Origin of the sequence: Candidatus Reidiella endopervernicosa, assembly GCF_013343005.1 — a bacterium.
Classification (GTDB): Bacteria; Pseudomonadota; Gammaproteobacteria.
In genome coordinates this window covers 641,118-662,030 of record NZ_CP054491.1, presented here as the reverse complement: position 1 = coordinate 662,030, position 20,913 = coordinate 641,118, and the positions used below count along the sequence as shown (strand labels likewise).

28 protein-coding genes and 1 pseudogene are annotated in these 20,913 nt (G+C 50.7%); 22 read left to right on the top strand and 7 right to left on the bottom strand.

Annotated features, from left to right (window positions below):
* The first annotated feature begins 27 nt into the window (after positions 1-27).
* Both HUE57_RS03695 and HUE57_RS03690 read left to right on the top strand, forming a co-directional pair.
* Entirely contained in the window at positions 28-1,227 is a 1,200-nt protein-coding gene (locus tag HUE57_RS03695; protein ID WP_174672737.1) for a sulfotransferase, read from the top strand.
* A complete protein-coding gene (locus HUE57_RS03690; RefSeq protein ID WP_338140942.1) occupies positions 1,188-2,018 on the top strand; it encodes a glycosyltransferase family 2 protein in 831 nt (276 codons plus the stop codon). The genes HUE57_RS03695 and HUE57_RS03690 overlap by 40 nt, the downstream gene beginning before the upstream one ends.
* A 65-nt stretch (positions 2,019-2,083) precedes the next feature.
* Here the strand turns inward: HUE57_RS03690 and HUE57_RS03685 are convergent, their stop codons facing one another.
* Positions 2,084-3,217 carry a BaiN/RdsA family NAD(P)/FAD-dependent oxidoreductase gene (locus tag HUE57_RS03685; RefSeq protein WP_078484378.1) on the bottom strand — a complete coding sequence of 378 codons (1,134 nt, stop codon included), beginning with the start codon at positions 3,215-3,217 and terminating at the stop codon, positions 2,084-2,086.
* A 69-nt stretch (positions 3,218-3,286) separates the two neighbouring features.
* Complete coding sequence (locus HUE57_RS03680) at positions 3,287-3,709, bottom strand: glutathione S-transferase N-terminal domain-containing protein (protein WP_320416272.1); 423 nt, start codon at positions 3,707-3,709, stop codon at positions 3,287-3,289.
* A 161-nt stretch (positions 3,710-3,870) separates the two neighbouring features.
* Here HUE57_RS03680 and HUE57_RS03675 point away from each other — a divergent pair, with 161 nt between their 5' ends.
* Both HUE57_RS03675 and HUE57_RS03670 read left to right on the top strand, forming a co-directional pair.
* Positions 3,871-4,260: a Rossmann-fold NAD(P)-binding domain-containing protein gene (locus tag HUE57_RS03675; RefSeq protein WP_078484364.1), complete on the top strand. Its 390-nt coding sequence runs from the start codon at positions 3,871-3,873 to the stop codon at positions 4,258-4,260.
* 21 nt (positions 4,261-4,281) lie between these two features.
* The gene (locus HUE57_RS03670) at positions 4,282-4,647 is read left to right on the top strand and encodes a DUF6164 family protein (protein ID WP_078484365.1); all 366 of its coding nucleotides are present in this window, start codon (positions 4,282-4,284) and stop codon (positions 4,645-4,647) included.
* 17 nt (positions 4,648-4,664) lie between these two features.
* Here HUE57_RS03670 and HUE57_RS03665 read toward each other — a convergent pair whose 3' ends face one another.
* Genes HUE57_RS03665 through HUE57_RS03655 form a run of 3 tightly spaced genes read right to left on the bottom strand, consistent with a single transcriptional unit; the run spans position 4,665 to position 5,985 of the window.
* Positions 4,665-5,162, bottom strand: a complete 498-nt coding sequence (locus HUE57_RS03665) for a DsrE family protein (protein WP_078484366.1) — start codon at positions 5,160-5,162, stop codon at positions 4,665-4,667.
* Positions 5,163-5,178: 16 nt separating this feature from the next.
* Complete coding sequence (locus HUE57_RS03660; protein WP_236860676.1) at positions 5,179-5,397, bottom strand: hypothetical protein; 219 nt, start codon at positions 5,395-5,397, stop codon at positions 5,179-5,181.
* A 12-nt stretch (positions 5,398-5,409) separates the two neighbouring features.
* The gene (locus HUE57_RS03655; RefSeq protein WP_078484368.1) at positions 5,410-5,985 is read right to left on the bottom strand and encodes a TetR/AcrR family transcriptional regulator; all 576 of its coding nucleotides are present in this window, start codon (positions 5,983-5,985) and stop codon (positions 5,410-5,412) included.
* Positions 5,986-6,179: 194 nt separating this feature from the next.
* On the opposite strand from HUE57_RS03655, the gene HUE57_RS03650 reads away from it, so the two are divergent.
* The 14 genes from HUE57_RS03650 to HUE57_RS03590 all read left to right on the top strand — a co-directional run bounded on the left by HUE57_RS03650 (position 6,180) and on the right by HUE57_RS03590 (position 15,372).
* Positions 6,180-7,775: an ABC-F family ATPase gene (locus tag HUE57_RS03650; protein ID WP_078484369.1), complete on the top strand. Its 1,596-nt coding sequence runs from the start codon at positions 6,180-6,182 to the stop codon at positions 7,773-7,775.
* A gap of 59 nt (positions 7,776-7,834) precedes the next feature.
* A complete protein-coding gene (locus HUE57_RS03645; RefSeq protein ID WP_174672735.1) occupies positions 7,835-8,215 on the top strand; it encodes a hypothetical protein in 381 nt (126 codons plus the stop codon).
* Between the two features lie 74 nt (positions 8,216-8,289).
* Positions 8,290-8,577 (top strand): hypothetical protein, encoded by a 288-nt coding sequence (locus tag HUE57_RS03640; RefSeq protein WP_174672734.1) that lies wholly within the window; start codon positions 8,290-8,292, stop codon positions 8,575-8,577.
* 105 nt (positions 8,578-8,682) lie between these two features.
* Entirely contained in the window at positions 8,683-9,024 is a 342-nt protein-coding gene (locus HUE57_RS03635; protein ID WP_174672733.1) for a TraR/DksA family transcriptional regulator, read from the top strand.
* A 34-nt stretch (positions 9,025-9,058) separates the two neighbouring features.
* Positions 9,059-9,292, top strand: coding sequence for a hypothetical protein (locus tag HUE57_RS03630; RefSeq protein ID WP_174672732.1), 234 nt, complete (start codon positions 9,059-9,061; stop codon positions 9,290-9,292).
* 2 nt (positions 9,293-9,294) lie between these two features.
* A complete protein-coding gene (locus HUE57_RS03625; RefSeq protein ID WP_174672731.1) occupies positions 9,295-9,837 on the top strand; it encodes a hypothetical protein in 543 nt (180 codons plus the stop codon).
* A gap of 572 nt (positions 9,838-10,409) precedes the next feature.
* Positions 10,410-10,655, top strand: a complete 246-nt coding sequence (locus HUE57_RS03620; protein WP_174672730.1) for a hypothetical protein — start codon at positions 10,410-10,412, stop codon at positions 10,653-10,655.
* A 105-nt stretch (positions 10,656-10,760) separates the two neighbouring features.
* A complete protein-coding gene (locus HUE57_RS03615; protein ID WP_174672729.1) occupies positions 10,761-11,312 on the top strand; it encodes a hypothetical protein in 552 nt (183 codons plus the stop codon).
* A 373-nt stretch (positions 11,313-11,685) separates the two neighbouring features.
* Positions 11,686-12,252, top strand: a complete 567-nt coding sequence (locus HUE57_RS03610; protein WP_174672728.1) for a hypothetical protein — start codon at positions 11,686-11,688, stop codon at positions 12,250-12,252.
* 5 nt (positions 12,253-12,257) lie between these two features.
* Complete coding sequence (locus tag HUE57_RS03605; RefSeq protein ID WP_174672727.1) at positions 12,258-12,764, top strand: pentapeptide repeat-containing protein; 507 nt, start codon at positions 12,258-12,260, stop codon at positions 12,762-12,764.
* A 156-nt stretch (positions 12,765-12,920) separates the two neighbouring features.
* The gene (locus tag HUE57_RS03600; RefSeq protein ID WP_174672726.1) at positions 12,921-13,169 is read left to right on the top strand and encodes a hypothetical protein; all 249 of its coding nucleotides are present in this window, start codon (positions 12,921-12,923) and stop codon (positions 13,167-13,169) included.
* 112 nt (positions 13,170-13,281) lie between these two features.
* Positions 13,282-13,620, top strand: coding sequence for a hypothetical protein (locus tag HUE57_RS03595; protein WP_174672725.1), 339 nt, complete (start codon positions 13,282-13,284; stop codon positions 13,618-13,620).
* 1,310 nt (positions 13,621-14,930) lie between these two features.
* Complete coding sequence (locus HUE57_RS19535) at positions 14,931-15,056, top strand: hypothetical protein (protein WP_272902010.1); 126 nt, start codon at positions 14,931-14,933, stop codon at positions 15,054-15,056.
* A gap of 61 nt (positions 15,057-15,117) precedes the next feature.
* Positions 15,118-15,372, top strand: a complete 255-nt coding sequence (locus HUE57_RS03590) for a DUF2164 domain-containing protein (protein WP_078484589.1) — start codon at positions 15,118-15,120, stop codon at positions 15,370-15,372.
* A gap of 22 nt (positions 15,373-15,394) precedes the next feature.
* Here the strand turns inward: HUE57_RS03590 and HUE57_RS18905 are convergent.
* Positions 15,395-16,258 (bottom strand): annotated as a pseudogene (locus HUE57_RS18905) (ATP-grasp fold amidoligase family protein).
* A 163-nt stretch (positions 16,259-16,421) separates the two neighbouring features.
* Between HUE57_RS18905 and HUE57_RS03575 the strand changes: the two are divergent.
* Positions 16,422-17,336, top strand: a complete 915-nt coding sequence (locus HUE57_RS03575) for a glycosyltransferase family 2 protein (RefSeq protein WP_078484592.1) — start codon at positions 16,422-16,424, stop codon at positions 17,334-17,336.
* A gap of 4 nt (positions 17,337-17,340) precedes the next feature.
* The gene (locus tag HUE57_RS03570; protein WP_174672724.1) at positions 17,341-17,895 is read left to right on the top strand and encodes a cupin domain-containing protein; all 555 of its coding nucleotides are present in this window, start codon (positions 17,341-17,343) and stop codon (positions 17,893-17,895) included.
* 26 nt (positions 17,896-17,921) lie between these two features.
* Here HUE57_RS03570 and HUE57_RS03565 read toward each other — a convergent pair whose 3' ends face one another.
* Positions 17,922-19,454: a SulP family inorganic anion transporter gene (locus tag HUE57_RS03565; RefSeq protein ID WP_078484595.1), complete on the bottom strand. Its 1,533-nt coding sequence runs from the start codon at positions 19,452-19,454 to the stop codon at positions 17,922-17,924.
* Positions 19,455-19,611: 157 nt separating this feature from the next.
* On the opposite strand from HUE57_RS03565, the gene HUE57_RS03560 reads away from it, so the two are divergent.
* Entirely contained in the window at positions 19,612-20,457 is an 846-nt protein-coding gene (locus HUE57_RS03560; RefSeq protein ID WP_078484596.1) for a M23 family metallopeptidase, read from the top strand.
* A 48-nt stretch (positions 20,458-20,505) separates the two neighbouring features.
* Positions 20,506-20,880: a nucleotide pyrophosphohydrolase gene (locus HUE57_RS03555; RefSeq protein WP_078484597.1), complete on the top strand. Its 375-nt coding sequence runs from the start codon at positions 20,506-20,508 to the stop codon at positions 20,878-20,880.
* Positions 20,881-20,913: the final 33 nt, after the last annotated feature.

Here is a 20,913-nt window from a genome sequence, read left to right as displayed (position 1 = left end):
CATCACCTCGAAATATAATTACTCATCATGAACTACAAGAGCATCCTCATCGTCACCTATGGACGTAGCGGCTCTACCCTGCTGCAGGGGCTGCTGAACTCAATCGACGACACCATTATTCGCGGTGAGAACTACGATTTCTGTTATGGGCTCTACAAATCCTGGCAGGCCATCAATAGCACCGTGGATCACTACGGCAATCACACACCTGCCAGTTCACCGAATAACCCCTGGTACGGCGCAGAAAATTTCGATCAGCACGCATTCATTGCACAGGCAAAATCGATCGTTCGTACGCAGCTCCTGCCAGCCGATGCATCAACGGACACCGTCTACGGATTCAAAGAGATTCGCTACATGAACCATCTCGATGATCTCGAGGACTATCTTCAATTTCTTAACCGTATATTTCCACAGCCTGCGATTATCTTTAATACACGCAACATCTCAGATGTAATCTCTAGCCAATGGTGGCAATCAAAGGCGGATGTCAGCACACCACTTATCGAACAGGCAACAAAGTTATTTGCAAACTATTGTCTAAATCATTCGAACACCTTTCTCGTCAAGTATGAGGAAATCATCAGCGACCTTGACCACATCAAGCAGCTCTTCTCCTTTCTTGGCGCACCCTTCTCTGAGCATGAGACGTTAAAAGTTCTAAACACTGTGCATAGCTATGGCGCCAAACAGAGCACTCTTGCTCAATCAAGACATATCAGTCAGGAGACACTCTCCCGACAACAGGAATCGCAAACTACCCCAACAATAAAAGGATCACTGGTACTCGAAACAAAAATGGCTGATAAGAGACTTAAAGAGGGTGTAATCATAATTCTGGTTATTCGCGATGAAGCACTACGTCTGCCATGGATTCTGGAGTACTACACCCAACTCAACTGTGCCGGCTTTATTGTTATTGATGACGGATCAACAGATGGTTCTCTTGAAATAGTACGGCCACGCAACGACACCATCATCTATCATGTCAACAATCTTAAGTATGATCGGGGAGTCGCTATTTTTGCGGAAGCTTGTTTTGGGCATCAAGCCCAAGCAAGCGGCAAATACTTAACGCGACCGTTTATGCCTACGGCGCCCCGACTCCTGCGTTCGTTGCGTAATCACCTCTTCGCGGCTCTACACAACTCCTCACTGACTCTACGCCGACATAAAGCCGCTGCTGCATCTTCTTCGTCGTTCGCTCGCGCTCTCAACTACGAATAGGCAGACGGCGTCGACTATCGGGGACTAACCGCCTTCGCTTCGCTATCCATGGCGGTCAGCGTCAGAGCAGTCACTTTGGTACCGATTGGATAAATGCCATATTGCCGATTCACGCAAAAAACCGCTGGGTGATAAAAGTCGATGCCGACGAACTACTCTGCTGGCCAAACTCGTTAAACGAAGGGTTAAGCGGCCTGACTAAAAAGGCTGAACAGCGCGGAATCACAAGCTTTTTCACCCCGATGATCGATCTCTATGCAGAACAGTCGATATCCTCTTCCGCCCGATATCAGTCGGGCCAACCATTTCAGAAGAGTTGTCACCTTGCCGACCCGGTCGACACCTATGTCGCCAAGTGGCAAACGAATGGTTACCTACGTATTTTCGGCGGCCCACGCATGCGCCACAATCCTGATGAGGGGCTTGGTCCACTAATGACAAAACAGGCGCTATTTTTCTACTCTGATGGCCCACTCAAATTTGCCAATCCACACGCCTTGACAGACCCCCGTCCCTCACCACTGGTGGCACCGCTATTACACTTTAAATTTCTTTCTGACTTTGAAGAGAAATGCGATAAAGCCATTATTGAAAACAAACACTGGAATAATGCATCTGAGTACAGGCAGTACAAGGCAAACAATATATTTGAAATTGAGATGAAAACGGAAGATTCCATTGCCATTAATTCAGATCAGGACTTGCAACCCTACATCAACGCATTCACTGATGTTATCAAACGTGGACCACACCCCTCGCTAAATCAGCATAGTGAAAAGCCAAGCGCGTAAATGTCGATTATTAACCAGAACATGTAGACACCAAAAATCCACTTCTACTGCCTGTAACCTTTAACTCAAACATACTGCCCGGTACACCAGCCCGACGACCAGGCCCACTGCAGGTTATATCCACCTAACCAGCCTGTGACATCGACCACCTCACCGATGAAGTAGAGTCCTTCGACCTTACGTGCAACCATCGTTTTAGATGAGAGCGCATCGCAATCGACACCACCGAGCGTCACTTCCGCAGTACGGTAACCCTCGGTTCCATTAGGTTTTATAACCCACTGTTTAAAACGCCTGATGGTCTCTTCAATCTGTGCTGTCGTCAGCGACTTCAGGGGGCACTCTGCCAACGCTTCTCCAAGGCGAATCGCCACCAGTCGTTTCGGTAAATGCGTACTCAGATAGGTCTTCAGCTGCTGCTGTGGATGTTCAACCAGCGCCCCCTCTAATGACGCAGCAAGATCGGTATCGGGTAGCAGATCGATTTCGATCTCATTACCCGCACTCCAGAATGAGGATATCTGCAGGATCACCGGGCCGCTCAGACCACGATGGGTAAAGAGCAGCTGCTCCCTGAACGACTGATTGTGACAGCTCACCACGCTATCGACGGCAATGCCCGACAGGGTAGAGAGCTCCGCCTTGTCGGCGGGCTGCAGGGTGAAGGGGACCAGTCCGGCACGGGTCGGCCACACCTTGAGACCGAACTGCTCGGCAACCTTGTAGCCGAAGGGAGTTGCACCACTGGTCGGGATTGATAGACCACCGGTTGCGATCACCAGTGACTGACACTGCATCGCACCACTGCTGGTCTGAAGCGCAAAACCACCCTCGGCACGCGAAGTAATATTATCCACTGTGCATTTGAGTCGAACATCGACACTCGCCTTATCACACTCGGCCAGCAGCATTTCGAGAATATCCCTGGCACTCTCATTACAGAAGAGCTGGCCGTGGGAACGTTCGTGGTAGGGGATCTCGTAGCGTTGCACAAGGTCGATGAAATCCCACTGGGTATAGCGACTCAGCGCCGATTTGCAGAAGTGAGGATTGTGCGAGAGATAATTATCGGCCGAGACATCGTAGTTGGTGAAGTTGCAGCGTCCGCCACCGGCCATGCGAATCTTGTTACCCGGCTTGGCCGAGTGATCAAGCACCACCACCGAACGGCCGCGTTTACCCGCTTCGATAGCGCACATCAGGCCCGAGGCGCTGGCACCGACTATCAGGACATCACACGCCTCGGTCGCCACCGGCTATGGCCGTGATCAGGCGTAGTTCTGCTGCAGATAGGCGATAATATCGTTCGACTCGTAGAGCCATTCGGTGGTGCCATCTGCACGTGCAATCTTCAGGCACGGCACCTTCACCGCGCCGCCGCCCTCAAGCAACGCCTCGCGGCAGGGGCCATTGCGCTGTGCATCGCACTGATCGATATTAAGCGAGAGGCGCTTAATCGCCCGGCGCACCTTAATACAGAAGGGACAGGTACGAAACTGGTAGAGGGTAAAGTTTTGCGTCTCTTCGTCGATGCGCTGCTGCTGCTCCCGCTCACGGTCGATGCCCTTCGGCGTCGTCGCCCAGTCCCAGGCAAGTAGCATTGGGCCGACGATCAGGTGAACCAGCTTGAAGAAATATCTGAAAAATAGACGCATATCGATAACCACCTCGAGTGCCAACGCACTCTGCACAAAAAAATCCAAAGCCCTCAGGAGCGGCGGCAATGATAAATGATTTGTCACTACAATGAGAAAAGACCACACACATTACGCGCCTATTCAGCGTTGATTGACTGTCTTTCCAGCCTCAGCCCCCCCTATAATGGCGGCTCAATCCGATACAGGCTCTATCCATGAACATTGTAATGCTCGATAGCGACCAGCTCGCCGGCGAACCCGACTTTCCCGAGGTCGACCTGCCAAAATTTGGCTGGCTGCAGTACACCCATACCCCCAGTGAAGAGACCTCCGAGCGCTGCTGGCGCGGTGATGTGATCGTTTCGGTCTCGACTCCTGTTGATAAAGAGACGATCGATAAGGCGTTCAAGCTGAAGATGATCATCGCTGCCGGTGAGAAGTTCGACCACATCGATATCGAAACGGCTCAGGCGCGCGGCATCAAAATCTGTAACGTACCAGGACTCGACCCGGCCAATTCTGCCGAATCACAGCAGATCTGTGACAGCGTGATTGAGACGATCAATGCGTTGGTCAAGGGTCAGGAGCACAACCGCGTCGCCTGATCGGGCACGCGACTACTCACCATGCCCCACCTACTCTTCAGACTTCGCGGTGTTCCCGAGGATGAGGCGGAGGATATCCGTCGTCTGCTGCACGAACACGCCATCGACTTCTACGAGACATCTGCCGGTAACTGGGGTATCTCGATGCCCGGTATCTGGACCCATGATGGTGACGTCGTAGAAAAGGCAAAATCACTGATCGCCGACTACGAGGTTGAACGGGGTGAACAGATGCAAGCCGAGTATCAGCAGCTGCGTAGCGAGGGACGTCAACGGCGTCTAATTGACCTTATCATCGACGATCCGATGAAGTTCATACTCTATCTTGCCGGTATCTTGCTGGTTCTCTACCTCTCAGTGATGCCGTTCCTTTCGCTCGGTAGCTAAGGCATCTTCAGTGCCCGTTAAAACACGGGGACGAGATGATACCCCTGTGCCTGCCAGCCGATCAGTGAGATAAAACCATCACCCACCAGGGTTAACGCCGGTAGTACCGTCTCATTCTTCACCCCAAACACACGGGTAGCCACCGCACAGATCTCCTGACGAACGCCCAGCTTACCCAGCTCAGCAACGTTCTCGGCAATCTTGTCGTAGCTAACGTTGTTGTCAAAGTAGTCATCCTCATTCGGCTGGCTGGTGAGATACTTCACGCTCGGGCCGATGTAGACGAGGATGAAGTCGGGCTCTACCCCCTGCTTGACCATCCCCGCGTGGGTACCGCGAATCACATCGAGGTAGAAGGCGAGCTTCTTTGCATCGCCGATGTCGACCAGAAAGACCCCTTTGCCCGTCTTCATCTCAGCAAGCGCCGCCGCATCGTCGATTTTTGCCGCCTGTGCAAAGGGAATCGCCATCATCAACAGCGCAAACAGCATCACTACAAACTTTGTCTTAACCATATCTTGTAACCTCATCTCACTTCGCCACCGGCTGCAGGTCGACCACCGAACAGCTCGTTTTTCTGAATGAGAGGCAATCCACCTCACCCGGTACGCACTCGTAGGCGCACGCCATCTGCTGCAACTCGACCCAATCCTCATCGCCATAGGCGAAGCGGGGCAGGTTCTGCGGATAGAAGACGCAGCCAAAACACCACTGCTCCTGCGCGTCTGTCATCTCTGCTAATTCACCCACTCTTTACACCTCTCATACGGCGACTGCCCGCCACGCACTCTGCCAGGACTCATCGAGGTACTCCGCCAACGGTCGCTCCAGGATGCCGTCCAGATGCAGCGAGATCATTCGCAGCGGTCCGCCAAACAGCATTGCCGAGAGCACCATCGGGTCACCCGATCGCACCACGCCCTCTTCGATGCCACTGGCCACCAGTTCGCGCATCTTGTTGAAGGGTCGTGATGAGCAGATCGGCGGCTCATTGGGCATGAACTCGCGGTGACGGGCCGAGAGCATGAAGGCCATTACTCGCGGTTGTTCGCTCGCCATCTGGAACAGCAGCGCTACAACGGCACGACACTGCGCCTCAGCACCCTCGTTATTGGCATCGATATGCGCCAACTTATCGTCCATCTGCGCCAATAAGTCACTAAACAGCGCCCTTGCCACTCCCTCCTTATCCTTGAAGTGGTGGTAGATCGAACCGGTACTCACACCCGACGCCTTCACAATATCGGGCACGGCAGTATTGAAATAACCACGCTCACTAAATAACTCAAGCGCTGCGGCGAGGATCCGCTCTCGGGTTGTCAGCTTCGTTTCACTCATGGATCGATACTATAACGAACATTCGATCTAGTCAATCAGACAGAGGGTGATCTGTCGCTAAGCGGCAAGATCACTGCGTTACTCTGCCGTCATCCGCCAAGGTGTGAGAGAATGGCCGCCGATTTTATTCCCGGCGTCGCGTCGCTTCGATTGCGCACCGTTACCACCCGCAACAGACAGACTGGAACAACACCTTGATCACCACAGCCAATATCACCATGCAGTTCGGGCCCAAGCCCCTCTTTGAAAACATCTCGGTCAAATTCGGCGAGGGCAACCGCTACGGCCTGATCGGCGCTAACGGCTGCGGCAAGTCGACCTTTATGAAGATCCTCACCGGGGAGCTGGAGTCGAGTGCCGGAAACATCAGCTACGACCCCAATGAGCGTCTCGGCAAACTGGGCCAGGATCAGTTTGCCTTTGAGGAGCACACGGTGATCGATACCGTGATCATGGGCCACAAAGAGCTATGGGCAGTGAAAGAGGAGCGCGACCGCATCTACTCCCTGCCTGAGATGAGCGAGGAAGAGGGGATGAAGGTCGCCGAGCTGGAGGTGGAGTTTGCCGAGCTTGATGGCTACACCGCTGAATCGCGAGCCGGTGAGCTGCTGCTCGGTGTGGGCATTCCACTTGAGCAGCACAACGGCCCGATGAGCGCCGTCGCTCCCGGTTGGAAGCTGCGTGTGCTGCTGGTACAGGCGCTCTTCGCCGATCCCGATATCCTGCTGCTCGATGAGCCGACCAATAACCTCGATATCAACGCCATCCGTTGGCTCGAGGGAGTTATCAACTCACGCAACTCGACCATGATCATCATCTCGCATGACCGCCACTTCCTGAACAGCGTCTGCACCCACATGGCCGATCTCGACTACGGTGAGCTGCGCATCTACCCCGGCAACTACGACGAGTACATGACCGCCTCAACCCAGGCCCGTGATCGTCTGCTCTCCGATAATGCCAAGAAGAAGGCGCAGATTGCCGAGCTGCAATCGTTTGTCAGCCGCTTCTCTGCCAACGCCTCGAAGGCAAAACAGGCGACCTCGCGTGCCAAGCAGATCGATAAGATCCAGCTCGAGGATGTGAAACCCTCCAGCCGCGTAAACCCCTTCATCCGCTTTGAGCAGGAGAAGAAGCTCTACCGTCTCGCCTTCGAGGTTGAGGGTCTCACCAAGGGCTACGATGAAGGGCCGCTGCTCAAGGATTTCGACATGAGTGTTGAGGTCGGTGAACGCATCGCCATTATCGGTCCCAACGGTATCGGCAAGACCACCTTGCTACGCACCCTCTTTAATGATCTCGAGCCCGACGACGGACATGTGAAGTGGTCGGAGAACTCCAACATCGGTTACTTCGGTCAGGATCATTCCGACGATTTCGCCAACGACATGAGCCTGATCGACTGGATGGGGCTATGGGGACGCGAGGGTGATGACGAGCAGGTGATTCGCGGCACCCTTGGCCGCCTGCTCTTCTCGCAGAAGGAGATCGACAAGTCGGTGAAGGTGATCTCCGGTGGTGAGCAGGGCCGCATGTTATTCGGCAAGCTGATCCTGCAGAAACCCAACATCATGTTGATGGATGAGCCGACCAACCACCTCGACATGGAGTCGATCGAATCACTCAACCTGGCACTGGAGAACTACCCCGGCACACTGCTCTTCGTCAGCCACGATCGTGAGTTCGTCTCCTCACTCGCCACCCGCATTCTCGAAATGACCCCCGATGGCATCGTCGACTTCCGTGGAAATTACGACGAGTACCTGAGCAGCCAGGGCATCGAGGGCTAGCAGGAGGCAGGTGCCGGAGTCGGCATTAACTCCGGCCCCTTCACCTACACTGCATCAAGATGAACACACTCTTCTCCATCGTCGAATCACCCACCCACCCCAACTTCTCGTCGCTCTACCACGAGCTGGGGCTGGAGGTGATCACGCTCAACTCACAGCGTAAGGCGATCAGCCAGCTAAAGAAGAACCAGCCCGACTACATCGTCGCCGAGTTCTTCTACGGCTTTAACACCTACTACCAGGCAGTCAACATCAGCAACCTCGATGTGCTGCTTAACTCGCTGGTGAAGTACTCGCCCGATACAAAAGTGATTGTGCTTGTGGCGAAGGATCAGCGACAGTATGTCGACAAGCTCAACGAGATCGTACCGTTGCACAGTGTGCTCACCCTTCCCGTCACACCCGACCAACTCAGACCACTTCTTGATGGGCATCACTGAAACATTCCGATTGCCAGCACCACACCTCCTCTTCTACTATCACACCAAAGTAAGCTGATGAGACAAAAATAATAATGCCTTACGAAGAGTTCATCGATCCCGACAATCGCTACTTCCAGATCACCTACAGAGGCGATCTCACCCTGGAGGAGCGCATAGCCGCCAAGGCGCGCTGCATCACTATTCGGCAGGAGCGAGATATCCGCCGTTTCTTCATCGATTCAAGTCAGATTCACCAAGACATCGGAGCCGTCGGCTTCACCAAATTCGCCTACTCATTTAACAAATCTGAATTTCCACAGGGTGTGAAACTGGCCATATTCTTCAAGGATGACGATCAAACATCAATTTTGCAAAGATGATCATCTCCAACAAGTCGATCGATATTCGTGGCTTCGACAATGCCAAACAAGCCATGCAGTGGCTTGGTGTCAATAACTGCGAACCACAGCCTCACTCACACCACTATGGACGAAAAGACAACCAACCACTTTCGCCAACTCCTGCTTAATCGACAGGCAGAGTTGCAGAGTGTTGAGCAGATCGGCCATGAAGCGGCCGCCACCGTGGAACTCGACCAGAGTGCGGTCGGACGCCTCTCTCGAATGGACGCGATGCAGGCACAGGCCGTCTCACAGGAGATGGAACAACGCCGTACCCTCGAGCTACAACGTATCAAGGCAGCGTTGGCTTGCATCGAAAGCGGCGACTACGGTTACTGCCTGCGCTGCGATGAATCAATCAACCCACACCGACTTGAAATCGACCCTTCCGCCACACTCTGCATCCAGTGCGCCGAGAAATCATAACCAGGCTCATCGACTACCATCAGGAGCAGAACCGATGAACAGAGCGCTATCGTGGACTGCACTTCTGATTGGTGGGCTGGCGGCCGTCACCGGCATTGTGTTCATAGTGCTCTATAGTCTGGAGGCGTTCATCTACAGAATCGGAGAACCCGACCAATCACTTCTATTCTGGTATCTACCGATACTCTTCCTCGGTATTATCGCGCTCATATTCGGCACCCGCTCAGCAAGGTGGGGACTCAAACATTTACGCTCTTCACCCGATTAACTATGGACACTCTCGAACCGCTCACTCTTACGCTCGATACCGCACTGACCAACAAACTTTGCCAACAGATCGAGGCGAGCACCAACAGTGCTGCACAGAGAGTCGCCGCGCTCGTCACCCTGCAGACCTTCATCTCAGCCACCAGCGACAGCGCCCTTCACGGCGGAGAGAACTACACCACCATCCGTAACATCATCGACGACCACACCGAACGTGCCCGCCGAACACTGATGGTTGAACAGGGCGAAGCCTTGAAGGTGGCTGTGGCGAAGCGAGATGTAGCTTCTATCGCTCACATCTACACCCCACTCTCACGCAGCGGTTTCTGGAAAGTAATGGAACAGTTGGCAGAGAGCACTGAGAAACCTGTGCTAGAGAGCGCAGCGAGCTGGTGCAAGCAATGGTGCACAGAGACAAAGCAGCGGGGCGAAACCGCCAGCCCCTACCACGACGCCATCAACTTCAAGGGCGCCGGCATTGATATCGCCGAGTACACGGCAATGGGCGATCTCAACAACTTCCTGCAGAACCTGGTCAACCAATAAAACCGTAGCCCGGATGAAGCAACGCGCGATGTACCGGAGGTTCGAGTCTTTAGGGCAATCCGGGAATTAGATAAATCACTTCCTAGGAAACGGTTCACACCATACGAGCTACTTGCCGTAATACAGCCTTGAGTCCTCTTACATCCACTTGATTTTATATGGCGCGTAGTAGATTCTCAGCAAACAGATCACGGCAGCATTACCGGCGCTATAACAATAAACGAAAAGGCAGGAAGCCCAATGAAGACGAATCCATCCAGAACCACCCAACTCGAAACAACCACATCCGGCATCAAACAGGATGCTCTCTTAGCCTCTTCATTTGGGCTCCGTTTTCTGGAGTTAACCCCTTGTTTTCATACAACAAAGTTTTCTATACACCCTAAATGCTCCGTTTGTAATGGTGCTTTTAGGGTGTCTAATAATAGTTATGTGAGAAAAAACATGGATGAATCGACACTGGCTACAATAATTTCCACCCAGGTGGTTTCCGACACAAAGTTCTGGATAGCGCTGATCGGAATCCTTGGAGGTATCGTCGATTCATTGCTCACACTGGCGGCAATATCATCTTGCACAAGTTCAAAGAAAAGCCGCAGAAAGATCTGGATGCGAAAAGAAAGGCAACACTCAAGCTCATGCTTGAAGATGATCGTTTCCCAGATAAATGGCGCTATCTCGAAACTCTTTCTGCGGTAGTAGGAACTAGTGAGGAAGAAACAAAGCGGCTTCTAGTTGAACTTGAAGCACGTGGCTCAGAAAAAGCAGATGGCAAATGGGGGCTTGTCAAACACCACCCATTCCCAAGCCAACAATGAAGAAAACACATAACAAGAAAATCAAGGCGCATCCCCTTTGGGGCTGCTGGGATCTCGGCTTCGCCTCGGCCCCTTATTACTGGCGTTATGCATAAAGGAAGATACATGATCAAAAAGTTTACTGATGGGCTTGTGTTTGGCAGTGGATTTGCCATCTCATTTATTGCTTTATGGTGCGTAGCTGCTTATCTGATTCAGCCGATAATTATAAACTCACAGATAGAGCAACTTAACGAACAACAGCCAATAGCAATTGTTCCAGAGAACAGGTCATCTATACTCCACAAACCACCCGTAGCCAGGGCACCGACAACCCCATTCCACGAGCTAGGAATAGATGAACAAATTAGTCAGTCTAGTGCTATAGCAATAGCAAAGTACGAGCCTGCTCCTGACGGACAAATGAAAGCAATAATAACGGAGTTTTTAAAGAAGGATGATGACATCACCATTTATTACGACATTGGAGATGAGTATCATTCTTCTAGTTATTATCCAAGCGAAAATACAAGCTATGGAGATGGAATTGTTATTTTCTTTACTGGATCTCCGGCAATTACGAGAATGTCTATGACTTATTCTGGTGATCGTATACGAGGACTTGGGGACTTACCTATCGAGCTATTTAGAAACAAGTGCAAGGACAACAATGCATAACAAGGTGCTTCATCCGACCCACCTCCGCGGCACATTTATTGTGCAGATCGCACAAAACATGCACCGCTCCAGCGGTCGGTTTAGCTGAAACGTTAGGGTTAATACTGAGCAAACAAAAGCTCCCAACACTAGAAACAACATCCGTCACGGCTGTATGTGTTGGGTTGTTTATGGTTTATGTATATTCAACGAATTATTTACCAAGTTGGCATATGCACTCTGCATATAGGCTTGTTTCATTAGGAAAAACCGGGGCAGAGAGCAATACACTCTAATATAATAAACAATTGCTCTCTGGTACCGATTCTTTCACCCTAAATGCTCCGTTTGTAATGGAGCTTTTAGGGTGTCTAATAATAGTTAGGCGAAGAAAATGAAGAAACTTTTATATCTCATAGCCTTATATCTCTTTTCTGTGACCGCTACTGCTGAACAGTTTCAGCTCAGCACTACCGAAACACGCGAAAAGTATTTCTTTGTACAGCTACAATATGGATTAGGAAAAGGAAAAGCATTTTCTCAAATACTCAAGGAAATAGAAATTGAAAAGGACTCAGTTGCTGTCCGTATTCTCGGTGAATTTTCAGAAATATCAAATAGAGAACTTATTTCTTATTACAAAAGAAAAATTCCTAATGAACTCGAGAAAGCACTAGCTTCGTCAGGTAATTTACATAATCCTACGTTGCGTCCTTTAATTAAAAGTTTTTCAGCAGCCTTTAAAACAACCCAGCTATTCCAAGAAATCGAGACCGAGCTACAAAAGGGTGGTTATGTGAGCACAATAGTAGAATTTGAGAAATATACGATAAACACCAAAGGCACTCCTAAAATCTGGGTGGCAGATATTTGGCTAAGGTTTGACAAAACGCCTAACCAGTCATTCAAACCGACGCCAAAAGCGGTGCGGTTTAATTCAATCGTTAGATTCACTAGGTAACTATCTTGCCAACTGATAAATGCATAGAAATGCTGAATTCTGGTGCTGACGCATGGAACCGATGGCGCAACACTAATGAAGGTCATAACGTGGATCTTGGCGATATTGACTTTGTGTCTGTTTGTCCTGGAGATGGGTTTTACGACCTCCCTGAATTTCAAGGTTACAACTTTTCGCAGACAAACATGAATCGAGTTTCGATGAGAAATAGCACTTTCATTGAGTGTGACTTTTCCGGCTGTTACTTTCATTTTTCCGATTTAGTAGATTCGTATTGTTTGAGGTGTAACTTCAGCGGTTCTGAATTAAACGTTTCTAAGATTGGTTCAGCCAATTTTATTGATTGCAACTTCACCAACACTGACCTTTCCTACTGTAGCGCAGAAGAAACAAACTTTACTGGTTCAATTCTGCTTGGTACAAATCTAAGCAACATGAGTTTAGTAAAACCGACTTCACAAATGCACAAATTGATGGTGCATGTGCCCATGGAGTTTCAGCTTGGGATTTAAAACTTGATGGATGCAAACAAGCCAATATTGCTATTTACGAGTCCATAGATCAATTACAGCTCAACAATAGAGCTTGCGCAATTCATATCTCTTTTAGTAAATAGCAAGAATCTTCGCCAAGTAATCGAAACAATTACCTCTAAGGTTGTGCTTATATTGGGAAGGTTTACTCCAGAGAGGAAACCGGGGAGTCGCTATTTTGCGAAAGTTTGTTTTGGGCACCCAAGCCCAAGCAAACAGCAAAAACTTCACGCGACCGTTTATGCCTGCGGCGCCCCGACGTCCTGCGTTCGTTGCGTAATCACCTCTTCGCGGCTCTACACAACTCCTCCAGTGACTCTTCGCCGACATAAAGCCGCTGCTGCATCTTCTCCGTCGTTCGCTCGCGCTCTCAACTACGAATAGGCAGACGGCGTCGACTATCGGGGACTAACCGCCCTCACTTCGCTCTCCATGGCGGTCAGCGAAAGTTCTTGACGATATAAAAGATCAATTAGATCAACATGGTTACTTGGCCGTGTTATTTGATTTTGAAGTGCCAGCAACCCGTGACATTACCGAAACTGTCATAACCCTAGCAACGCTATCTAAATTTATTGTCGCTGATCTATCTGATCCACGAAGCATACCTCAAGAATTAACAGCAATTATTCCTCACTTGCCTTCTGTTCCAGTTCAGCCAATTCTAGAATCATCAAGCGAAGAATATGGTATGTTTGAACACTTCAAGAAATATCAATGGGTTTTACCTATAGTAACTTATGAATCAGGGTCGCTATCTGTTTTGGTAGATCATGTCGTTGATAGCTGTGAGGAGCATTTAAGAAAAACCGGGCCAGAGAGCAATACACTTTAATATAATAAACAATTGCTCTCTGGTACCGATTCTTCTCTATAGATGATGGTGGGTTAAGAGCATTTGCGCCAATTAGTACTGATTTTATAATATCTACCAATGGGAAATACATAGGCGAATGACACATATGCAATCTAATAGTTAGGCAAATATAAATGAGGTTACTCATAGCTGCTTTATTATTTTCTCAGCCATTTATTTCCGTGGCTGATAAAATGCAAAAGCCTGTTAAGTAAATTGAATGAGCTATCGAACAAGGCGAGTTGTAGTGTGAATAAAGATTGCTCATCGTTAACATTAGGGTGGGCTGATTGCGCTATATTAAATTATGAATTCGCAATATCAACAAATGATAAAGAGCTGCTCTCAGAGACTGTGAAAACGGCTAAGCGGTATGAAAATCTGTGGCGGAATTCTGTCATGACCAACGAGATTGCCCGGGATTGTAGATTTCAGAAGTTTAGTAAGTCTGAGTGTAAGGCGGAAAATGTGTTCTTGTTGGCCCTCAGGTAGCGCCTGAGGAACCACCACAGATAGACCCAGATTTATCGAAAAGGATTTTAAGTCAATGAAGTCATGCCTAACACGGCGCTTCAGGTCGACCCACTGCCGCGCCGCTCTTTTAGTCGCTCTGCGGTAACGGTCGCCTGAGCTGGATCGCTAGGTTTAACAAGCCATCGATAAGTGGGATCAGATGAAACTTAGTTTTTGTTGTTACTTTCTTGTGCAATTAAATCGGGTTTAGAACACAATTAATTCTATTATTGGATAACACTGTGTTCTAACCACGATTAGCGTTAAGCAAACACGCTGACAAACAAACAGAGAATTTCCATACTCCTCACTATTACACTCTACTCCCACCGCTCATCTCACATCGGCACACCCTCTAGACAACATCAAATTCATACCTTTGGCTGATGGCTTATCACCGACATTGTGTGAACAGTATTTCTCTATTTCATAACAATAATTATGTATATCGGTTACTGGTTGAAATGGATATCCAGTTCGTTAAAACAGCCGAGCACACTAGGGATGATACTCATGAAACTGGACGCAATACTCGAAGAGGCCCCCATTATCACCGAGGAGGAGACTAAAAGATCTTTGAGAAACTGCCTCCCGACCACTGCGGTGACTCTGCTAACTTCGCTCTGAAAAGCCTCAATAAAATAGATCCTGCCCACAATGCTCGATGGGGCTTTATATGGAACAATGACGGACCACCGCACCACTGGGTTACGGCGTTTAACTACAATAAAAAACTCTACATTATGGATTTCGGAACTGGTGACAAGTGGACAGCGATGCAAGGAATTCATGGCCCCTACGATTCCCTTGATGGCTATCACAACTTTCTGGCATCACTGAATATTACAGGCTTCGAGGTCGGCGAAGTAGCGTACCGTGACATGCCTGGTGATGAGGATTAGTCGAACACCAACAATATGGTAAAGTGATCTGAGTATTTTAAACAACCATATCGAGACTCCTGTGAGTGAGATTAAATTTTCTCCAGAAGAGAAGCAGCAGATAGCGCAGAAGGTGAAGCTCTATTTCAGGGAGGAGCTCGATCAGGAGATCGGTGGTTTTGAGGCCGAATTTCTTATCGACTTTTTTGCTACTGAGATCGGTTCATATTTTTACAATCGTGGTGTTTATGATGCACAAGCACTGATGGCACTAAAGGTTGATGAAATTTCAGGCTCCATCTTCGATCTTGAAAAACCGACCGATTATCAAAAATAGATTTCATCGCTTGCTGAACGTCTTAGACACTCTTATAGAGACCCAAATCGAGCGCATCCCCTAATAACCGATCAATTTTGACCGGATCTGGCACAATCAAACCGTTGCTCGGCGTGAAGGTCAATTCACTAAAGTAGATTTTCCCAAGCACGCCGTATAGGTCGACTCGCACAAAGGGAAAATCCTGGGATAATTTTCGACTTATCTCTAACAGCTCACCCAGGTTGTCTGGTCTCTCAATCTTCGGCGTCTTTCGGTCTGCCTCAAGATCCGTTTTCGGGATCTCTTTCCACTCAGTGTTATAGATACGGTAGTAGTCACCACCGGGGCCATCGATACTTACGTGGAAAAGCAATGGCTCTCCTGAAAAACAGTAGATCCTGTAATCGAGAAAATCAGTCTCCTCTTCTCGTAGATACTTCTCGATGATGATGCGGCCCTTGATACCTCGGTACTGACCCTCGCCCCTAATCTTTGAGTCGTAACAGCGTTTTAGCCATGCGTTCACTCATCTACCCGTAGCAGGCCAGTCAATCGTCTCTTTACACTTTACCTCGATATTCCAACCGCTACCGTGGGTTGTCTTTAACATGAAGCTGCTGGGCAACGTATCAAAATCGATCTCCTCGAAGCGATCATAGAGACCGATCACCGGCACTAACAACTCTGAACCCACCCGTTCTTCCACAAAGGTCCTGACCTTCTCTTTATCGACATAGCGCGATAGTTGCCTTAGATCGTGGTTGGCTTTTATCCAGTGAAGCTTTTCGGAGAGCGTTCGTGGGTTTTTCAGATTCAGCGCATAGCCGTGATACTCATAAAAACGATCACTGATATATCGTCGGGTTAAGCAGTGCTTAAAGAAACTCTCTCTGAGTTTTGCCACTATCTTTTTCAAAACGCTCTCATCTCTTTAACGATCGTTTCATATTCCATTGAATCTTGATGCTCGCTATTTGCACGACCTAGTAGCCATCGTTTTCTCCACTGCTGCTCACCACTGTTTCCGGTTACTATAAACAGATCACTCACCGACACACGAAAACACCATGAGCCAGCCACCTCTCGTCTCTGTTGTCATCGCCACCTACAATCGTAGCAATGCGCTTGCCTACGCGATCAGCTCTGTATTGAGCCAAACCTTTACCGACTTTGAGGTTCTGGTAGTAGGAGACGGCTGTACCGATGATTCTCAGGCCGTTGTTGAAGGGTTCGATGATCCACGGGTTAAATGGATCGGTCTCGATCACAACCACGGCCATCAAGCGGAACCCAACAATATCGGTATCTCCAACGCACGTGGAAAGTATATCGCCTACCTTGGACACGATGACCTCTGGTTTCCGCATCATCTACAGTCTTCCGTTGATGCGCTCGAAACGGGCTTCGACCTGAGTTACACTCTGACACTCTCTATTGCTGAGAAAGAGGGGCTGCACCATCTACTCCCAATCTCTGTCTCCTACATCACGGGCATGTGGATTCCACCATCCTCCGTGTTACACCGACGCTCACTGATTGATGATATTGGCGCGTGGCGACTGCACAGAGAGCTCAAGCAAAGCCCCGACTCCGAACTGATTCAACGCGCTGCAGATGCGGGAAAGAAATTTGTTAATGTGCCCCGGCTCTCTGCACTTAAGATACCTGCTGCCTGTAGAAGGAATGTCTATAAACTTAGAAGCTGTGATGAGCAGCACTATTGGTACGATCGTATCAGCAGCGAGCCTGAACTCGAGGCCGTTGAGCTCGCCAAGTGTTACATCGAACTTAGCCAGATCGATTCAAACGGCGAGAAGTTAAAATCGCTCGCTCTACAATTTAAGCGGCGGCGCTATCAATCTTTTTTTAAACTCCGCCTCCTTAACAAACTCAGCAAGATTTTTGGGAGACCACTCAATCTCATTGAGCAGTCTCAGATCTATAAGGATCTGAATCCCAGACAATCATCAAAACGGGAGTAGCACCATGTTTGACTCAGCCGTCAAAGATATGCAAATGATCACTTCAGATTGGCAGAAGTTCTCAAAGCCGATAGAGGGGGTTATTGCCAAGGAAGTGCTGCACGTGCCGCGCGACCACGGTGTGCTGACCGAGATCTTCCGACCCGAGTGGGATCCCAGTGGTGTTCCTGTCGCTCAGATCTACCAGTCGCGCCTCTTTCCCGGTGCGATTGGTGCCTGGAGCTGCCATAAGCTCGCCGTCGATCGACTCTTCGTCAGCCAGGGACATTTGAAGATTGTACTTTTTGATGGCCGTGAAGATAGTCCGACTCATGGAACGCTGCAGGAACATATTGCTGGCGATGCGCGCCCCGCCTTCCTGCTCATCCCACCCGGCGTCTGGCATGGTATGCATAACCTCGGCACCACTGATGCCATCATGCTCAACTTCCCAACCCGTCCTTACAACTACGAAGACCCCGACCACTATCGCCTGCAACACGATGCGCTCGAGATTCCCTATACCTGGGGTGAGAACTCTGAACGACGTCGCCTGCGATCTAATCCCAAGCAGGAGTAGTCAGGCCTCTCTGTATTGAGACAGCCTCAGGCGAGGCGATCATCCGCTACGTGGTATTTCGGATCTTCGATCACGTTGACCTCAACCAGATCACCCGCCTTGCTCAATAGCATCTGACACTCGGCACTGAGGTGTCGCAGGTGGAGGCGCTTCTCGGCATTCATGTAACGCTCGGCGAGGGTATCGATCGCCTCAATCGCGGAGTGATCCATTACCTTGGAATTCTTAAACTCCACCACCACGTCATCGGGATCGTTTTTCGGATCGAACAGGTCCTGGAAGTTCTTCACCGAGGCGAAGAAGAGCGGACCGTGCAGATCGTAGATCTTGGAGCCCATCGCCCCCTCGGTGATCTCCGCACGAATGTGCTTGGCGTGCTCCCAGGCAAAGACCAGCGCTGAGACGATGACACCAACCACGACCGCAATCGCCAGGTCGGTCGCCACGGTGACGCCCGAAACCAGAATAATGATGAAGGCATCGGCGCGTGGAATCTTGCCCATGATACGGAAGCTCGACCACTCGAAGGTGCCGATGACCACCATGAACATGACGCCCACCAGCGCTGCCAGCGGGATCATCTCAATCAGGCCAGAGGCGAAGAGGATAAATATCAGCAGCGAGATGGCGGCGGTGATACCAGAGAGGCGGCCACGACCACCGGAGTTAATGTTGATCATGCTCTGGCCGATCATCGCGCAACCGCCCATACCGCCGAAGAAACCGGTGGCGAGATTGGCCGCGCCCTGTCCGACACACTCCTTGTTGCCGCGACCGCGGGTCTCGGTCAGCTCGTCGATCAGGGTCAGGGTCAGCAGTGACTCGATCAGGCCGATGGCAGCAAAGATCACCGAGTAGGGGAGGATGATCCAGAGTGTCTCAAGGGTGAAGGGAACCATCGGGATGTGGAACTCGGGCAGCCCACCTGCAATCGATGCCATGTCACCGACGGTGCGACTCTCCAGCCCGAAGCCGATTACGATCAGTGAGACCACGATGATCGCTGCCAGTGACGAGGGAACCGCCTTGGTCAACTTCGGCAGATATTGGATGATCGCCATGGTCAGTGCCACCAGACCCAGCATTAACCAGAGCATCTCCCCCTCAAGCCAGGACGACACACCCGCTGCGTCCTTGACCTGGAAGCTCTCAAGCTGGGCGAGGAAGATGACAATCGCCAGGCCATTAACAAAGCCGAGCATGACCGGGTGGGGAACGATACGAATAAACTTACCGAGTCGGAGTATACCGACGCCAATCTGAATCAGGCCCATCAACACCACGGCGGCGAAGAGGTACTCAACACCGTGCTGCGCCACCAGCGCGACCATCACCACGGCCAGTGCACCGGTAGCACCTGAGATCATGCCAGGACGGCCGCCGATGATGGCGGTAATCAGCCCAACCATGAAGGCCGCGTAGAGGCCCACCAGCGGCTCAACACCGGCGACGAATGCAAAAGCGACCGCTTCCGGGACCAGCGCCAGGGCGACGGTCAGGCCGGAGAGAATATCGTTCTTGGGGCAGCCGTGTTCGGTGCACTCGAAATTGAAAATCATCGGAAGGCCTCAGATGGGTTCTAGATAACAGCAAATGGGCGCGAATATTAGCAAATTAGACCGCTCTTAAAAAGCTGCACCACTCGGCCAACGATTGAAACAGAGGCGCGTGTGGGTAATAGTCGACTCCAATTCACTCAGGCAAACAGGATTTCGCATGGGCAGACGATCAACCACCCTTCTCCTTATTATTAGTGCACTGCTACTCACCGGCTTCAAACCCTTCGGCGGCGGTGGTGGCATGAAGGGCAAGTTCCGTTCCGAAGAGGGCGGCAAAAAGATGGAGATCAATCACCCCTTCAGCCCGATGGGTTCCAGCTACAGTCAGATTAAAGCGGGTGGCCTGGTTGAGACGGGCTTGAAACCGATCTATCCCGCCAACGCCGACTGCCCCGATATCGACTCACCCTTTGCAGCCACAACCCGTGGTGATGGTAGCCGACGTTCACAACGTTTCTTTCACGGTCACCACAGCGGTAGCGATATACCAATACCGGAGGGAACACCGATCCTGGCCGTTGCCGCTGGTACCGTGGTTGAAGTGAGCGAGGGTGCCAATATCGGTGGCCTTGCGCTGATCCTGCAGCACTCGCCGGAACAGACCGGCCTACCGCTCTGGAGCTACTCACAGTACAAACACCTCCAGCAACTGCCCGACTACAAGGTGGGGGATCGACTCAACATGGGCGACACGGTCGGCAATACCGGTACCACCGGCACCACGGGGGGTTACTACGGCGCCAGCGGCCACTCCCACCTCCATCTCGCACTCTTTACCAGCCCCAATGATCGGTACGAAAAACGTAGGAGCTTTATTCCCGACCAGGGAAAGTGGCTCGATCTGATGGCCCTCTATCGCGGAGAACCCTTCGACTCCAGAGCGCTGGCCGATCTACCTCGCGGTGAGAAAAAGGTCACGATCCCCTACCGCCTCACCACAGGTGAGACGGTCCCGGTAGAGACCAAGGTGATCTGGCCCTACGCCTGCAAACCCCGGTCTTAACACGCTCATTAGATCAATTAATACCCATAATGAGCGAAAAACATCGATATGACTGATACGAATACCAATAACGACTCCATTGAACAGCTCAACGAGCGCCTGACCCGCTTCGCCCGCGATCGTGACTGGGAACAGTTCCATTCGCCCAAGAATCTCTCAATGGCGTTGATTGCCGAGGCCGCCGAACTGGTCGAACACTTCCAGTGGCTCTCTGAAGAGCAGAGCTACAACCTCTCCGAGGAGAAGCACGAGGAGGTCTCACTCGAACTGGCCGACATTCTGATCTACCTGATCCGCACCGCTGAACGACTCGACATCGACCTGCTCAAGGCCGCCTGGCGAAAGGTGGAAATCAACGAATCACGTTACCCCGTTGAGAAGGTAAGTGGCAGCGCCAAGCGCGCCGAAGAGTACGACCTGTAATAGCCCTCTAATAACATGGATTTTGTGGCGCCC

Bases quoted from the DNA above. Each gene is read 5' to 3' on its own strand.
- HUE57_RS03695 (WP_174672737.1), top strand. From the start codon at position 28: ATGAACTACAAGAGCATCCTCATCGTCACCTATGGACGTAGCGGCTCT.
- HUE57_RS03685 (WP_078484378.1), bottom strand. From the start codon at position 3,217: ATGTGCGCTATCGAAGCGGGTAAACGCGGCCGTTCGGTGGTGGTGCTT.
- HUE57_RS03675 (WP_078484364.1), top strand. From the start codon at position 3,871: ATGAACATTGTAATGCTCGATAGCGACCAGCTCGCCGGCGAACCCGAC.
- HUE57_RS03670 (WP_078484365.1), top strand. From the start codon at position 4,282: ATGCCCCACCTACTCTTCAGACTTCGCGGTGTTCCCGAGGATGAGGCG.
- HUE57_RS03665 (WP_078484366.1), bottom strand. From the start codon at position 5,162: ATGGTTAAGACAAAGTTTGTAGTGATGCTGTTTGCGCTGTTGATGATG.
- HUE57_RS03655 (WP_078484368.1), bottom strand. From the start codon at position 5,985: ATGAGTGAAACGAAGCTGACAACCCGAGAGCGGATCCTCGCCGCAGCG.
- HUE57_RS03645 (WP_174672735.1), top strand. From the start codon at position 7,835: ATGAACACACTCTTCTCCATCGTCGAATCACCCACCCACCCCAACTTC.
- HUE57_RS03640 (WP_174672734.1), top strand. From the start codon at position 8,290: ATGCCTTACGAAGAGTTCATCGATCCCGACAATCGCTACTTCCAGATC.
- HUE57_RS03635 (WP_174672733.1), top strand. From the start codon at position 8,683: ATGGACGAAAAGACAACCAACCACTTTCGCCAACTCCTGCTTAATCGA.
- HUE57_RS03630 (WP_174672732.1), top strand. From the start codon at position 9,059: ATGAACAGAGCGCTATCGTGGACTGCACTTCTGATTGGTGGGCTGGCG.
- HUE57_RS03625 (WP_174672731.1), top strand. From the start codon at position 9,295: ATGGACACTCTCGAACCGCTCACTCTTACGCTCGATACCGCACTGACC.
- HUE57_RS03615 (WP_174672729.1), top strand. From the start codon at position 10,761: ATGATCAAAAAGTTTACTGATGGGCTTGTGTTTGGCAGTGGATTTGCC.
- HUE57_RS03610 (WP_174672728.1), top strand. From the start codon at position 11,686: ATGAAGAAACTTTTATATCTCATAGCCTTATATCTCTTTTCTGTGACC.
- HUE57_RS19535 (WP_272902010.1), top strand. From the start codon at position 14,931: ATGCAAGGAATTCATGGCCCCTACGATTCCCTTGATGGCTATCACAAC.
- HUE57_RS03575 (WP_078484592.1), top strand. From the start codon at position 16,422: ATGAGCCAGCCACCTCTCGTCTCTGTTGTCATCGCCACCTACAATCGT.
- HUE57_RS03570 (WP_174672724.1), top strand. From the start codon at position 17,341: ATGTTTGACTCAGCCGTCAAAGATATGCAAATGATCACTTCAGATTGG.
- HUE57_RS03565 (WP_078484595.1), bottom strand. From the start codon at position 19,454: ATGATTTTCAATTTCGAGTGCACCGAACACGGCTGCCCCAAGAACGAT.
- HUE57_RS03560 (WP_078484596.1), top strand. From the start codon at position 19,612: ATGGGCAGACGATCAACCACCCTTCTCCTTATTATTAGTGCACTGCTA.
- HUE57_RS03555 (WP_078484597.1), top strand. From the start codon at position 20,506: ATGACTGATACGAATACCAATAACGACTCCATTGAACAGCTCAACGAG.